The organism is Parasaccharibacter sp. TMW 2.1891 (assembly GCF_023337675.1).
In the GTDB taxonomy this organism is placed as follows: domain Bacteria; phylum Pseudomonadota; class Alphaproteobacteria; order Acetobacterales; family Acetobacteraceae; genus Bombella; species Bombella apis.
This window is the reverse complement of the sequence record NZ_QORT01000002.1, coordinates 134,022-148,454: the sequence shown is the minus strand read 5'-3', so window position 1 is coordinate 148,454 and position 14,433 is coordinate 134,022. Positions and strand designations below refer to the sequence as shown.

At 59.9% G+C, this 14,433-nt stretch carries 16 protein-coding genes; 4 read left to right on the top strand and 12 right to left on the bottom strand.

Annotation, left to right across the window (positions count from 1 at the left end; translation table 11 throughout):
- Positions 1 to 17: 17 nt before the first annotated feature.
- Positions 18 to 830 (top strand): hypothetical protein, encoded by an 813-nt coding sequence (locus DTJ15_RS06160; protein WP_249109661.1) that lies wholly within the window; start codon positions 18 to 20, stop codon positions 828 to 830.
- Between the two features lie 12 nt (positions 831 to 842).
- Here DTJ15_RS06160 and fliP read toward each other — a convergent pair whose 3' ends face one another.
- From fliP to flgG, 12 genes are all read right to left on the bottom strand, one after another.
- Positions 843 to 1,625 (bottom strand): flagellar type III secretion system pore protein FliP, encoded by a 783-nt coding sequence (gene fliP, locus DTJ15_RS06155; RefSeq protein ID WP_249109726.1) that lies wholly within the window; start codon positions 1,623 to 1,625, stop codon positions 843 to 845.
- An 83-nt stretch (positions 1,626 to 1,708) separates the two neighbouring features.
- Positions 1,709 to 2,107, bottom strand: a complete 399-nt coding sequence (locus DTJ15_RS06150; protein ID WP_249109659.1) for a hypothetical protein — start codon at positions 2,105 to 2,107, stop codon at positions 1,709 to 1,711.
- Complete coding sequence (gene fliN / locus DTJ15_RS06145) at positions 2,104 to 2,490, bottom strand: flagellar motor switch protein FliN (protein ID WP_227431519.1); 387 nt, start codon at positions 2,488 to 2,490, stop codon at positions 2,104 to 2,106. The genes DTJ15_RS06150 and fliN overlap by 4 nt, the downstream gene beginning before the upstream one ends.
- Before the next feature lie 2 nt (positions 2,491 to 2,492).
- Positions 2,493 to 3,254 carry a hypothetical protein gene (locus tag DTJ15_RS06140; RefSeq protein WP_043558152.1) on the bottom strand — a complete coding sequence of 254 codons (762 nt, stop codon included), beginning with the start codon at positions 3,252 to 3,254 and terminating at the stop codon, positions 2,493 to 2,495.
- 5 nt (positions 3,255 to 3,259) lie between these two features.
- The gene (locus DTJ15_RS06135; protein ID WP_249109658.1) at positions 3,260 to 4,348 is read right to left on the bottom strand and encodes a flagellar motor switch protein FliG; all 1,089 of its coding nucleotides are present in this window, start codon (positions 4,346 to 4,348) and stop codon (positions 3,260 to 3,262) included.
- A 12-nt stretch (positions 4,349 to 4,360) separates the two neighbouring features.
- Positions 4,361 to 5,995: a flagellar basal-body MS-ring/collar protein FliF gene (gene fliF / locus DTJ15_RS06130; RefSeq protein WP_227449685.1), complete on the bottom strand. Its 1,635-nt coding sequence runs from the start codon at positions 5,993 to 5,995 to the stop codon at positions 4,361 to 4,363.
- 177 nt (positions 5,996 to 6,172) lie between these two features.
- Positions 6,173 to 6,556: a hypothetical protein gene (locus DTJ15_RS06125; RefSeq protein ID WP_227449686.1), complete on the bottom strand. Its 384-nt coding sequence runs from the start codon at positions 6,554 to 6,556 to the stop codon at positions 6,173 to 6,175.
- A 10-nt stretch (positions 6,557 to 6,566) separates the two neighbouring features.
- Positions 6,567 to 7,184 carry a MotE family protein gene (locus DTJ15_RS06120; RefSeq protein ID WP_052348900.1) on the bottom strand — a complete coding sequence of 206 codons (618 nt, stop codon included), beginning with the start codon at positions 7,182 to 7,184 and terminating at the stop codon, positions 6,567 to 6,569.
- Entirely contained in the window at positions 7,184 to 7,714 is a 531-nt protein-coding gene (locus DTJ15_RS06115) for a polymer-forming cytoskeletal protein (RefSeq protein ID WP_043558150.1), read from the bottom strand. The genes DTJ15_RS06120 and DTJ15_RS06115 overlap by 1 nt, the downstream gene beginning before the upstream one ends.
- 126 nt (positions 7,715 to 7,840) lie before the next feature.
- Positions 7,841 to 8,557, bottom strand: coding sequence for a flagellar basal body L-ring protein FlgH (gene flgH, locus DTJ15_RS06110; protein WP_227431522.1), 717 nt, complete (start codon positions 8,555 to 8,557; stop codon positions 7,841 to 7,843).
- A gap of 26 nt (positions 8,558 to 8,583) precedes the next feature.
- The gene (flgA, locus tag DTJ15_RS06105; protein WP_052348899.1) at positions 8,584 to 9,651 is read right to left on the bottom strand and encodes a flagellar basal body P-ring formation chaperone FlgA; all 1,068 of its coding nucleotides are present in this window, start codon (positions 9,649 to 9,651) and stop codon (positions 8,584 to 8,586) included.
- Between the two features lie 11 nt (positions 9,652 to 9,662).
- Positions 9,663 to 10,451: a flagellar basal-body rod protein FlgG gene (flgG, locus tag DTJ15_RS06100; RefSeq protein ID WP_043558144.1), complete on the bottom strand. Its 789-nt coding sequence runs from the start codon at positions 10,449 to 10,451 to the stop codon at positions 9,663 to 9,665.
- A gap of 256 nt (positions 10,452 to 10,707) precedes the next feature.
- Between flgG and flgF the strand changes: the two genes are divergently transcribed.
- The 3 genes from flgF to DTJ15_RS06085 all read left to right on the top strand — a co-directional run bounded on the left by flgF (position 10,708) and on the right by DTJ15_RS06085 (position 14,360).
- Positions 10,708 to 11,463: a flagellar basal-body rod protein FlgF gene (flgF, locus tag DTJ15_RS06095; protein WP_043558141.1), complete on the top strand. Its 756-nt coding sequence runs from the start codon at positions 10,708 to 10,710 to the stop codon at positions 11,461 to 11,463.
- Positions 11,464 to 11,625: 162 nt separating this feature from the next.
- On the top strand, positions 11,626 to 13,173 hold the full coding sequence (flgK, locus tag DTJ15_RS06090) for a flagellar hook-associated protein FlgK (RefSeq protein WP_249109657.1): 1,548 nt from the start codon (positions 11,626 to 11,628) through the stop codon (positions 13,171 to 13,173).
- A gap of 101 nt (positions 13,174 to 13,274) precedes the next feature.
- Positions 13,275 to 14,360, top strand: coding sequence for a hypothetical protein (locus tag DTJ15_RS06085; protein WP_043558137.1), 1,086 nt, complete (start codon positions 13,275 to 13,277; stop codon positions 14,358 to 14,360).
- Positions 14,361 to 14,433 lie beyond the last annotated feature (73 nt).

The following is a 14,433-nucleotide window of genomic DNA, read 5'->3' as shown; positions in this document are numbered from 1 at the left end:
AACACCGGACCTGACCCATGACCAGCTTTTCCTCCACCCAGACATCTCCCCAGCATCACACCGCCACAGGTGCTTCCGGCATGGCTGGCGGAGATGTCGCCCTGCCCGCCAATGCCCTGAGCATACCGGAGATTCTGGCGTGGCATTCCATCCCGCAGGAACTGATCAATGCCATGGCAGGCAGCAGCCTGGCGGCAGGGCTGGAACGTGTGATCAACTTTTCCCCTTTCCCGCTACGGCTGGGCGTGCCCATGGCACTGGGCGGGGCCTCTGGCTCTGGCAAGTCCCTGACACTGGCCAAACTGGCCGCCCGCTATGCCCGACAGGCCCGGCAGTCCGGCGGGAGGATCAGACGGCCGCTCGTCCTGGCCTGCGACAGCACGCCGGGCAGCTACATCAAGCTGGCCTCCATCCTGCGAGGCTGCGACATTGATCTGATGAAAGCCTATGGCGGCATCAACCCCCGCTTCATCGACAGCTACAACCGCATCATTCTGGTAGATCTGCCGGGGCTCTGCGTCTATTCCCCCAAGGCCATGAGCGAAATGAAGGATGTCGTGGCCCGTACGGAGGCCAGCCTGTCTCTCGTCATCCCCGCAGGGATGGACCCGGAGGAAAGCACGGATATTGCTGCCGCCTTCCATCAGTGTGGGGCAAAATCAATGATCGCCAGCCGCATGGAACAGTCCGGACGGATCGGCAGCATCATCACCGCCGCCGCCTGCGGCCTGCCGCTGACCTATGGCAGCTATTCCGGCAGCATCAATGAAGGATTCACCCAGCTGACCCCGACCATTCTGGCCCGCAGACTTCTGGTCCTGCCGGGGTGAAAGGTGGCGGGGCTACCCCCCGCCAAAGCTACGGACCAGCCCGCCCGACACCATCTGGAACCCGTCCACCAGCACGAAGAAAATCAGCTTGAAAGGCAGGGAAATGGTCGGGGGTGGCAGCATCATCATCCCCAGGCTCATCAGCACACTGGACGTGACAAGGTCGATCACCAGAAACGGCAGATAGAGCAGGAAGCCCATCTCGAACCCACGGCTCAGCTCACCGACCATGAAGGCCGGAACAATGACCCGCCATGGTGGAGCCGGAGCAGCTGCTCCATTGGCTGGTGCAGGCTGGGGCTTCAGCCCTGCCAGATGGTAAAAGATGGCCACGTCATTCGGACGGGCATTATGGACCATGAAATCACGGAACGGCTCAGCCGCCGCCTGGAGACCTGCCATCTCCTCCACCCGACCGTCCATCAGGGGTTCAATACCCTGCTGCCATGAGCGCTCCAGCGTCGGCTGCATGACAAACAGGGTCAGGATCAGCGCAAGGGCCACCAGAACCATGTTGGGCGGTGTCCCCTGCGCCCCGATGGCGCTCCGCAACAATGAGAGCGTGATGATGATACGGGTGAAGGCCGTCATCATCACCAGCAGGCTTGGTGCCAGGGACAGAAACGCCACAAGGGCCGTCAGCTGGATCAGACGGCTTGTTGTTCCGGCCTCACCAATTCCACCCCCCTTGCCCATATCCAGCGTGAGGGACTGGGCTGTGGCCGGATGGGAAAGTACACACAGCAGCGTTATGCCAGCAGCCAGACAGCACAGCCCCACCGCTCCCAGAACCATGGCGCGCCGCAGGCGTTTCCAGCAGGCTGACATGTCTGCCACCATTCCGGTACCCGAACGGCCTTTCATGATACGATCTGCCCTCATGTCATTTCCTGCCTCTCTTCCGCCACCTGCCCGCACTGTTTCGCCGGCCTGGAGGCAGCCCCGGCCCCCAGCCAGCCCACGCACAGGTCGGACGGCCCACCTGTCAGAATGATGGCTGTTGCCTGCCGCCCCTCTGCATCCCTGACAGCCACAGAAAAAAGGGTCCGCTTGCCACCGAGCGGTATGGCGTCCTGCACCTTCAGGGCACGATCTTTCAGACCCTCATCCCGCAACAGGGCTGGCATCCGGTGTTTCAGCCGCCGCAGGCACCAGGGCGTGACAAAGATCAGCCCCACGACCAGCAGAAGAGCCAGAAGCGGATTCATGTGCAGGCCCGTGACAGCCTGCATCATGGCATCCGGGCCGTGCCTCTCTCCCACAGAAGGTGCCATCATGTACTGGCAGAGGAGGACATGATCTCCGTCATCGTCACGGCAATGTTGTCATCCTCAATGATGGTGATCTCGCCACGGGCGATCAGCCTGTCATTGGCGTAAATATCGATGGAAGACCCAAGCTTGCGGTTCAGCGGCACAACGGCACCACGGCCAAGACGGACCAGGTCCCGCACGGGCATCTTCACATCTCCCACCACAGCGGTGATCTTGACCGGGACATCCAGAATCGCTTCCCGCTCCCGTTCCCTGTCCTGCCGACCATCATGCTGGGTGGCGCCCTCCTCCGGCACCTCCGAGGAGAAATCGGCCAGATCGACCTCCGGCGTACTGGTCTGCTGTGTTTCTGGTGCTGTCTCCGGCGTGTTCATATCCTCTGCCATCGTCACTCTCCTTCATGCTGTGCTGTCTGTTCACCCTGGGGCTGGTCGGTAGCGGGATCAGCCTCCGGGGCCGGTGGACGGGTCAGGGCCACCATGGCATCGGCCACCCGCTGGCGGACCGTTTCCGCCCATTTTCCCTGGTCCAGAACAATCCGTGTCCTGTCTGCGGCAATCGTGAGATGCCCGGCCTGCTGCGCCGCCTCCACATGCAGGGAGACGGCCGCCATCCCGGACAGGGCGTGGCGCAGAGAGGCCTCATCCGCCGCAGCGCAGGTCAGACTGACCGGACCACTACAGTGCCGGACCAAGGCCGCCGCATCCTCTGCCAGGTCCCGCCCCAGTGTTGTCCGGGACAGATCGCCCGCCACCAGCTCTTCCACCGTCTGGCACACACCCTGCACGAAGAGATCGGCCATCCGGCTCACGATGTCATGGCGCCGGTTTTCCTCCTCCTCCATGAAAGCAAGCACCTGCTTCACAGAAGCGGCCATCTGGCTGGAAAGCTGCTGCCCGGCTGACATTTCCCCCTGCTCATGGCCCTGCTGCCAGGCCTCCTGCTTCAGTCTTTCCAGCTCATCAGGATGCAGCGTGACAACTGGCTCTGGAGCGGGGCTTTCATCCGCCGCATCCTCGTCAGCCACCGGCTCCGCTCCAGCGGCCAGAGACGGGTCATGAGCGGCAAAATCTTCCAGGCTTTCACTGAAGGCCTGACTTCCAGACCGGGAAGACGCCTGCGCTGCCCTATGCTGCACATCCTGTCCCATTGGCGTCACTCAATGATCTCATCGTCAGAAGAAGAAGGTGAAATATCGATCTCGCCATCATTGGCCATGGTCTTGATGAGCGTGATCAGCTCCATCTGGGCTGCTTCGGCGTCCCGCAGACGCACGGCACCCAGCCCCCGGATTTCATCCTCCAGCAAACCCGCCGCACGTTTGGAAACACAACCGAAGAAGAGCTGCCGGATGCTCTCGTTGCTGCCCTTGAGAGCCAGGGGCAGCCTGCTCTTGGCCTCACCATCACGATTGATGGCTGCCATGACACGCATCATGTCATCCGGTGTCAGACGCTTGATGTCATCGAAGGTGAATTTCAGCTTGTTCACCTTCTCCATGTCTTCCTCGCTCCGGCGGCCAAGATGCTCTGTCAGCATGGCCTCGGTCTTGCGGTCGAAATTGTTGTAGACCTCCGCCACGAAAGCATAGCTGTCCCGCTTCGTGGAGCGGCCAAAGGCGGTGATGAACTCCTTGCGCAGGGTTCTCTCCAGGCTCTCAAGCACATCCTTGCTCACCGGGCTCATATGCAGGATGCGCATGATGACATCCGTAGCAAAATCTTCCGGGAAGAGAGACAGGACACGGGCGACATGCGCCGGTGAGATGTAACTGAGAATGACGGCCACTGTCTGTGGCTGCTCGTTGCGCAGATAGTTTGCCAGAGCGGTCTCCGGCATGTTGCCCATTTTTGCCCAGACGCTGCGCCCGGAGGGGCCCCTGATATCCTCCATGATCTTCTCGACCATTTCGGCAGGGAGGGCCTTCTTCAGATAATCTTCCGTTGTTTCGTAACTGCCGACGAAACCCTCTGCACTGGCGAATTTCTGCGAAAATTCATTGCAGACAGCCTCCACCACGGAAGCCTTGACCAACCCCAGGGAAGACATTGCCCGTGAAATGTCACGCACCTCATCCTCCTGGAGAGACCGGAAAATGCGGGCGGAATGTTCCTGCCCTATGGCGAGCATCAGGATGGCGGCCTTCCGGCTGCCACTCATCCCGGCCGTCAGGCTGGACGGAACCATGCCGGATGATGACGCTTCATTGCCTGCTGTCTCAGCGGAGATGTCCTGTTCTGCCATGATTGCGTCTCCTCAGCCTTCTGCTGTCTGCTTGGGGGGCTCCGGTTCTGCCAGCCAGTTGCGGACGACAGCGATGGCATCATCAGGATTTTCTTCAACACGCTGCGTCACACGGGCCAGAGCCTCACGGCGCATTTCCCCTTCCACACCGTCCACACTGATGCGATCACTCCGGCCTGCCTCACCACCTTCAGCAGAGCTGCCATCAGCTGCAGCTTCGGCCCCGGCAACAGCCCCTTCTGCCCCGGCCCCTTTGCGGGCACGCCGCAGGATGGGCCCAAGCAGCATGGCCGCCGCCCCCAGAAGAAGAAGAATGGGAACAATCCATTCCGCCAGATAAATGATCATCTCCCGGGTGAAGAAAGGCGTATCCTGATGAGGCATATCTGCCCCACCATCCACACGGAACGGCATGGACACCACATTGACCTCATCCCCGCGGGTCTTGTCATACCCGATGGCCGTCTGCACGAGCTGGGTCAGACGTTTGACCTCAGCTTCATCCAGCGGTTTCCACGAAGGTTTGCCAGCCTGGTCTGTCGTGACGGTCCCATCGACCATGACAGCGAGACTGATGCGAGAGACACGGGGCCGGGTCTGGTTGATGACACGGGTCCGTTTGCCGATCTCATAATTGTTTGTTTCGTCCGTCCGCTCTTCGCTGGAGCCAGTACGATTGTTCTGCCCTGCATTGGCATTGGGCAGATTGTTGCCAACGCTGGTGTTCTGGTTCGCCTCACTGTTGGCGCTCTTGTCCGTGCTTGTGCTCTGGGAACGCAGGACCTGCTGGTTGGGATCGTAGGATTCATCCGTTTCATGGATGATGTCCGTATTCATTGTCACGGCAGCACGGGCCCGCACATGACCCAGGCCCAGCGTGGGGGTCAGGATATCTTCCACCGCCTGGGCAAGGCGCTGCTCTTCGGAATGACGCTGCTTCTCCAGCGAGGATTCCTGCCCTGCCAGACTGTCTGGGTCCCCCGGACGGGCCAGAACATCGCCCCGTGTGTCGACAATGGAAATCCCATGCGTGCGCAGCCCCGGTACGGCAGCTGATACCAGATTCTGGATGGCCGCAATGGCATCCTCGGACACGGCACCAGAGCGGCCAACATCCAGAATGACACTGGCCTGCGAAGGATTCGTCTCCGTAGAGAACAGGTCCCTATGTGGCAGGACAAGGTGGACCCGCACATTCCGCACACCATGGATCAGACGGATGGAACGCTCCAGCTCACCTTCCAGCGCTCTGGTCTCATCAATGCCCTGTTCAAACTGGGTACTGGTCAGCGTGCCGCTCTTGTCGAACAGTTCATAGCCAACGGCCCCTCCCCCGGGCAGACCAGCCTTGGCCAGCAGAAGACGGGCCTGGGCCACATCATTCCCCGGAACATAAAGGCTGCGACCATCCGGCCCTGTTGTCGTGGGGATGTGAGCCTTGGCCAGATCATCCACCATCTCCGCCGCTTCATTCAGCTCCAGGTCCCCATAGAGCAGCGCCATGGGTTCTGACCGGTTGTGAAAGGCGATCACGCCGAGAGAGAGCAGCAGCAGCACGCCGACAACCCCGAGGGCCACAAGCCGCATGCGGCCCAGACTCTTCAGCCCTTCCATGATATTTGGCAAACGGAGCTTATCAAACTGCATATGAAGGGTATCTACCTGCTGCTTTCACCCCGGACGTCAGACATGCTGGTTCCGGTCATTCACCATACTCTGCCCTGCTCGGAAGAGGACAACCGACCGGCCATCAATTAACCTTGAGAAGAGCATGTGTAAAGCCAATAACAAGGTTAATAATGGCCCTATTTCATAACAATTTCATCATGGTGCATAATACTGGCTGGAGGGAGGAACTTTAGCTTCCGGCATCATGAGGCGGTTGGCATTCTGCTGGGTCGTCAGGCCACGGGGACCTTCATAGACTTCATGGGCCATGTTCGGGGTCAACTCAGGACGGGCCCAGCAATCCACGCCATTCCAGCTCTGGGTGCAGTAAGGCTGTGGAGGCAGAACACGTTCCGGTGGATTGCACCAGTCTTCCCCCTCCTCCAGATAACCGGCCTGGCAGTCCCGCCCTGTCAGCTTGCTGGCAATATAATCCGGGGCACAGGCTGACAGTCCCGCAAGAACAGGCAACAGAACCAGCATGTGCCGCCACGGGACCTGAACGGGAAAAGACCGCCTCATCATTCGTTTCTCTTTCATGCCAGCCCCATTACTGCCGCGAGGGCAACAGGGGCCCGTGCTGGGACATGGTCTCGTAGTGCAGATGTTCCACTGACGTATCAGTCGGCACATCATCCTGCCCGGTCGGAAGAACCACACCAGAGCCCCCCAGTGCCACGGGAACGGACAGAACAGCATGATGGAAATGCCGCACTCCCCCCAGATATTGCGACACCAGATTGACCCGGTCCGGCGACATGTGAGCCATGATGCCAGAGAGCTTGCGGATATTCATGGAAGCTGCGATGGCGATCAGCACGTGCGGGTCCATCACGTTGAAAACCGCTGCGGCCTCACGGGGGCGCATGGCCTCATAAATGCCCACCAGCCGGGCTGCTGCCTCCTGCGGGACAAGCCTGTGATTGTCCACATGGTCCGACAGTACAGCCATGGACTGGTTCAGCAGATGGAAGCGCATTTCCAGCGCCTTGCGGGCAGACCCCAGAATGCGCTGCTGCTCCTGCATCTGCTGGGCCATACCCTCATCAGGCATGGCCACGTCCTCCGCCACAGCCGCAGGACAGCCAACCTGCACCCCGCAAAACAGGGCAAGCGACAGAAAGACGGCGAACCAGCCGTCATGCTGATGGAAGCATCTCCTGAGCATCAGCCCCCCAGCGGAATGTCGGCATCCTGATCAGCCTCGCTGATGTCCGGCGTCTGGGCCGGCCAATGCAGGTCTGGCTCATCATCTCCAGCCGGGATATTGGCCTGTGGCGTGGCAGAACTGGTGCTGTTCGTTCTGCTGGAACCACTGCCGGAAGCAGAGCCCCCAGCCCCGCCCTTGCGGGACACGGAAATGCGTACATCCCCTTCAAAACAGGCATCTTCGTGAATGGCGCAGCCAGTCGGGCTGCCCATCTCGATCACACAGTCCGAAATACGGGCCCCGGCACCGGCAGAAAGCCGTGGCGTCGTGAAAGTCACCCCGGACACGCTGCCATCAATGACGATGGAGTCCGCCTCCACCTGACCATCTTTCATCACGCCTGTCTCCGTGACACAGAGATGCCCGGCCTGAAGCTCGACATTTTCCACCTCACCGGCGATGGTCAGCGCACCCTCCAGCGTACCGCAGAGATGGTCGATGACCAGGCCGCCAGGAATGAAGCCTTCCGGCTGTTTTGAATCAGACATTCACTACCCCCTCACTTTTACACCGCCACAATGGCCATCGTAGCACAGGCACAACAAGGCTATTTTCAAGATAAAATCTTCATAACCTGAAAACATTCAATGTTCAAACCATGCTTCCATGACAACTCAGAATGGAAGAACACTGTCCAGCACTTTCTGCCCATAACGGGGCTGCTGATACTGCGAGAGCTGCCCCCGTCCGCCATAGGAAATCCGGGCCTCCGCAATGCGGTCATGTGTGACGATGTTGTCTTCCGAAATATCCTGCGGCCGCACAACACCACTGACCATGATCTGCCTCAGCTCGCCATTCACCCTGACCTCCTGCCGTGCGACGACGACAAAATTGCCATTGGGCAGAACCTGCGTGATGACACCTGCCAGCGTCAGCGTGACCGTATCGATACGCCTGATGGTCCCGGCCCCGTTATTGGAGCTGGAACTGTTGGTCTGAAGGGCATCAGCACTGGTCAGATGGGAGATGAAGCGGCCCTTGAAGCCGAAAAAACTTGGAATCCCGAAAGCCTCGGCACCACTGCCGGAGGCTGTCGTGTTATTGGTCACGTTGGCCGTATCTGCCACCTGGATTTTCACTGTCAGAAGGTCACCCGCCTGCGCAGCCCGCTGGTCCTTGAAGAACGCCCGACTACCCGGCCGCCAGAGGCTGCCCACTTCAGTCGGCGGAGCCTGAAGGGGCGGGGTTGGCATCGTCACGGGGCGGTAATCCGGGGCCAGGGTGGGGTCGGCCGTCCGTGTCATGCGGGGTGGATGTCCCAGCTCACTGAGCGTACCAGCGCCCATGCAGCCTGCCAGCCCGGTCAGGACCACAACGAGCCCCGCCATACAGACACTCCTGTGAAGAAGATGGATCATGGATGGCTCCCGTCACCAAGCATCAGGCTGTTGATCCCCAGACGTTTCACTTCCTCCGAATCCGGCGGAATGGCTGTGGAAGAGGCATCAACCCGCACCTCGCCCGAAGCCGTGACCTTGCCGATGAGGACCATCCGGCTTCCCAGATTCAAGGCATGGACGAACTGCCCGCTTCCACCATCCTCCAGCGCCCGGCCTGTGGCTGTCAGCCGGATGCCGGTGCTGTTGTAGCTGAGCAGGACAGGGTCCCCCCGATGCACGAGCACGGCCCGCCGCAGGTCCGTACCCTGCACGGGCTGTCCGGCCCCGACAGTGCGGACAAGTGCCATGCCGATCATCCGCTCCGGCTCTGGCAGAGAACGGGCAAGCGGTGGCACCGTACCTGAAAAAGCGGGGTCGATATGCATGTCGTCCGGCTGGATGATGTGACCGGACGGCAGGGCATGGTCATACACCATCACCGGCTGCACGGGACGGATGCTGCCCCGCAGCGGGAACCTGTCCGCCCCGGCGTCTCCTGCTGCATGAGCAGGCTGTACAGTTGCCGAGAAAAGACCGGTCTTATGATCCCAGTTCAGATTCAGGAGGGTTGCCGGGTCCTGTTCATTCTCACCGGCAACGAGAGGAGTAAAGCTGGTGACATCCACCACGACACTGCCCGTCTCACCATCCTGCGAAATGGCCTTGCGGACAAGAGCGGCATATTCGTCCCGGCCCAGCACATGCCCGGCCCGGGTCAGCGACAGGCTGGTGGATGATGACTGATCATCCCAGTCGACACCGTACTGGTCCGCCAGTGCAATGAGCTGACTGCCCCCGATGGTGATGGTCTTGCCCGGCGCAGGAGCCGGGCCAAGCAGCCGGTCCTGTCCGGCATCCAGCCCATCAAAAACATCGGACAGATAGACCGATGCACCATGCACCACACCGGAAGGTCGCAAAGTCGCCGCCATGGCCGTACTGGCAGCGGGCTCTCCAGCCAACACAAACCCGACCGCCAGCCAGAAGCAGGCTGGCAGGAAGCTACGCCCGGTACCCCGGTATCCAATGCCAAGAAGTGCCATGCCGCCCGCCTTCAGCGCAGGTTGGTCAGGGTCTGGAGCATCTCATCAGAGGCGGTGATGCTTTTGCTGTTCATCTCATAGGCACGCTGCGCCGTGATGAGATCCGTGATTTCCGTCACCGCATTGACGGCTGATTCCTCGACAAACCCCTGACGGATGGTCCCGAAACCTGTTGTCTCCGGGTTGCCGATGATCGGGTCACCCGAGGACGTGGTCTCCGTAAACAGGTTCTGCCCCATGGCTGCCAGACCATTCTCGTTCTGGAAGGTCGTCAGCTGGATCTGCCCGGCCACCTGGGAGTTGGGCTGACCGGAGAGCGTGTACTGCACCTGCCCGGTCTGATCGATGGTGATGTTTTCGGCATTGTTCGGGATGGAGATGTTCGGTGTCAGCGGGTACCCGTCTGCCGTCACGATCGTACCATCCTGCGAGAGGGAGAATGTCCCGTCGCGGGTATAGGCATATTCCCCGTTGGGCAGCAGGATGCGAAAATAACCGCGGCCTTCCACGGCGAGGTCCAGCGCATTGCCGGTCTGGGACAGGGTTCCCTGCTCGTTGATGCGGTAAATGGCCGCCGTACGCACACCAAGCCCCACCTGAGCCCCGGCAGGCACACGGTACCCCGTGTCGGAACTCATCGTCCCGACACGACGCAGGTCCTGATAGATGAGGTCCTGGAATTCAGCCCGGCGGCGCTTGTACCCGGTTGTCGTCATGTTGGCGATGTTGTGGGAGATGGTCTCCACATTGGTGGACTGGGCCTGCATGCCCGTTGATGCAACATCCAATGATCTCAGCATAAATGAACATCCTCACGACTTGCCACAACCCACGCTCCCAGAAACGCAAGGCCACCCTGATGATGGCAGGCACCGAAACATTTTGACTGTGCCCTCCCATAAACCGACACGAAAAACATTATCAAGGTTAATTATCAGAATGTGATATGAATTGAGCCGTTTGTTAATGTTCAAGCCCTATATTCTCTTCCAATAACCATGAACAAATGACATTATAACAAAACCTACCATGATATAGCCTTGAGGACAGTCTCCCATGGATGTGACCGGTTATCTCGCCCTTTCACGCATTGATGCGCTGACACGGGGGCTTGAGGTTACGGCCAACAATCTGGCCAACAGCAGCACGGATGGCTTCAAGGAACAGCGGGTTCTTTTCTCCGACTATCTGTCCCGCCAGAAGGGCGATCAGCTGGCCAATGGCGAGAAGACGCTCTCCTACAACCAGGACAGATCCACCTATCTGGACACGCTACAGGGTGAGCTGCGCCAGACGGGAAATCCGCTGGACCTCGCCATAAACGGGCCGGGCTATTTCATGGTCCGCAGCCAGCAGGGAATCCGGCTGACCCGCAACGGCCAGTTCCACCGCAGTGAAGATGGCACTCTTGTCGATTCCCTGGGCAATGCCCTGCTGGACGACCAGCGCCAGCCCATTACCCTGACCCCTGATGATCAGGTGCTGCCCCTTGGCATCGGCTCTGATGGCATCATCTCGACAGAAAAAGGTGACATCACCCGCCTCGGCCTCTCGACAGTCGATAACCCCAATACACTCCATGCTGAGGGGAACCATCTTTTCAGGCCAGCCAACGAGAATGACCTCCGGGCCGTTCCTGCCCAGGAAATCCGGCAGGGAATGCTGGAATCCAGCAATGTGAACCCCGTGGAGGAAACCACGGCGATGATAAAAACCCAGCGGGAATATGATCTCAACTTCCAGCTGCTCCAGACCGAATTCACCCGCCGTCTGAACGCCATCGACAAGATTGCGACGGAAGTCACAGCCTAGCTGTTTTTGATCCAGATCAAGGACAAATCATCAAATACAGGCTTTCCATTTAACTTCCTGTAAACTCATGACCTTAGGATGGCCTTAGGGTGAGGTCGCCGGACCGTCATCCAGACCTGTCTGGCCTCGGCCAGTCCCTCATTCCGGAGAAAGACTGAAACCATGGATCTTGGCCTGTCCCTCAATATCGCCACGTCCGGCCTCAAGACGATTGAGAACGAACTCTCAACAGCCTCCAACAATGTCACGAACGCATCCACCCCGGGCTATGTGTCAGAGACTGCCAACACATCCTCAACGGTCGTCTCCGGCACTGGAGTCGGTGCGACTTCAGCGGCCAACCAGCTGAACATTTCCCAGCCTCTTCAGGATGCGCTCTACCAGCAGAATGCCCGTGTCTCCGGCCTGACGGCCACCAGCAACTCCCTTGCGGCCGTCTCTGCCGTACAGGGAACGACGACAGGCTCTGATGGAGCCAATACCATCGGCACGCTGACCAACAACCTCCAGAATGTCAGTACGGCCTTCATCAGCCTCTCCAACACACCGCAGAACAGTGCTTCGCAGCAGGGCGTGGTCTCGGCTGCGCAGACCCTTGTCAGCAACATCCATACCCTCTCTTCGGTCTATCAGGCCCAGCGCCAGGGCGCACAGGATGCCATCACCAGCACAGTCTCCGGCATCAATACGGACCTGACAACCATTGGCCAGATCTCACAGCAGATCATGCTGGCACGCAGCTCCCACGCTGACACGGCAGACCTCGCCAACAAGCGCCTGGAAGCCATGCAGAGCCTTTCCAGCAAGCTGGGTGTTACCTTTACCGAAAAACCGAATGGCGACATGCTGGTCAGCACGCAGGACGGCACACGCCTGCCAACCCGCCCGGATCAGGCCGGATTGCCCAACGGACAGTTCCAGGCGCCCACGGCAACATGGCCCCTCTCCACGAAGTCCCCTGCCACACTGACACCAAGCATGTATCACGCCACCGATGGCAGCGATCAGGGTGTTGCCGGTATCATGTTGGCCGGAAAAGACATCACCTCCCACCTGACCGATGGCACGCTGGGTGCCAACCTGACCCTGCGGGACCAGAGCTATCCACAGATGCAGGCGCAGCTCGATTCCTTCTCATACACGCTGATAAACCGCTTCAAGGCGGCCGGAGTGCCCCTCTTCACCAATGGCGGGACGCAGCCCCTCTCCAGCGATCCAACCAAAACAGCACCAGCAGGGCTGGTCGGGCTCTCCTCCAAGATTGCCGTCTCCACGGACTATCAGCAGACTCCGTCCCTGCTGACAGCCAACAGCGATGGTGGACAGACCAGCGCCCTCGCCAATGCCGTGCTGAACAAAGCCATGGGCAGCGCCAGCGCCAGCACATCCGGCTCCCTGGCGGCACCCTCCACCTCTCTCGGGCCAGATGGCACACAGGCCACGGGCTATGACGGCACGCAAGGGCTTACACAGCTGGCAACCTCCCTCACCAGCAGCCAGGCCGGGGTGATCAGCCAGAACAGCAGTGACCTCTCCACGGCAACATCCATCAAGACATCCCTCACGACAAAGGTTGCCGATGTCTCTGGTGTGGATGTCAACAGCCAGATGTCCGCCATCGTGTCCCTGAAAAACTCTTACGCAGCCAATGCCAAGGTCGTCTCCATGGTGCAGTCCATGTTCAGCACGCTGCTGGATGCCGTCCACTGACGGACTGCCCCCCACATGGCAGCCTGCCCGGCAATGAAACCGGGCAGGCCCTACCCTGACCTGCCCCCCTCACCCTACAGACCATCACAGGAGTGCCACCCATGAGCATGAATGTCAGCCAATATGGCGCCGCCGGTGCAAACCTGATCCTCAACACAGGCATCAGACAGATTGAATCCGAGCAGACAGACATTGCGTGGCAGACCTCACAGGGGACGACATCGTCCAGCATTTCCGGGTTGGGCAGTGACCGGCAGACCATCCTGTCCCTCAGCCCGAAACTGGCCGAGCTGACGGGCTATCAGAGCAACCTGTCTTCGGTACAGAACCGCCTCTCTCTCAGCTCCACAGCCCTCAAGCAGGTCACTGATCTGGCACAGTCCCTCAACTCCCAACTGCTGAGCATGCTCTCCTCTGAGGGCGGAGAAAAAGCATCCACCACAACCGCAGCTGACAGCGCCCGGACAGGGCTGGGCAGCCTGGGGACGATCCTCAACACATCCGATGGCAGCAGCTTCATCTTTGCTGGACAGAACACATCCACAGCGCCCGTCACCTCCCCCTCAACACTGAATGACAGCACGCTGGCCCATACCATCTCCCAGATCGTTTCCGGCCTGAAGGACGGCAACAGCGGGACAGTCTTCAGCCAGGCCACCGCCGCCAGTGCGGACAACAGTGCCAGCATGAGCGTCTTCTCTCAGGCTCTGTCACAACCTGCCGAACAGGCAGGGGCTCTTCAGGCTTCCGCCATCATCGGGCCGGACGGCTCCACCGTCCAGACCGGCCCGGTCGCCACACAGGGCGGGCAGGCCAGCAGCACGTCCACCGGCTCCCCCATCCGGGACCTCATGCGGGACATGATGATCATGACGTCCATGAAGGGAATGGACACGACCACACCCGGCTTCACCAATCTCGTCCGCCAGCTGCATACCTCACTGGGAACAACAGCCAACCAGCTCATCGACATGAACACCAGCGTCGGCGTGACGCAGAACACCCTGACACGCCAGCAGGGCATCTATTCCAGCCTTCAGCTGATGGTGAAAGAACAGCTCTCCAACGGCCTGAACGTCAATCTGGCCGAGGTGGCCACACGCTCCTCGGACCTCAGCCTCCAGCTGAAGGCCTCCTTCTCGCTCATCGCCGACATGAAGAACATGTCTCTGGCGGACTATCTCTGACCGTACCTTCCAGCACGATACCAGCCTGATGACGGGCCGTCTTCCACCGGGAGGCGGCCCGTTCTTTATCCCA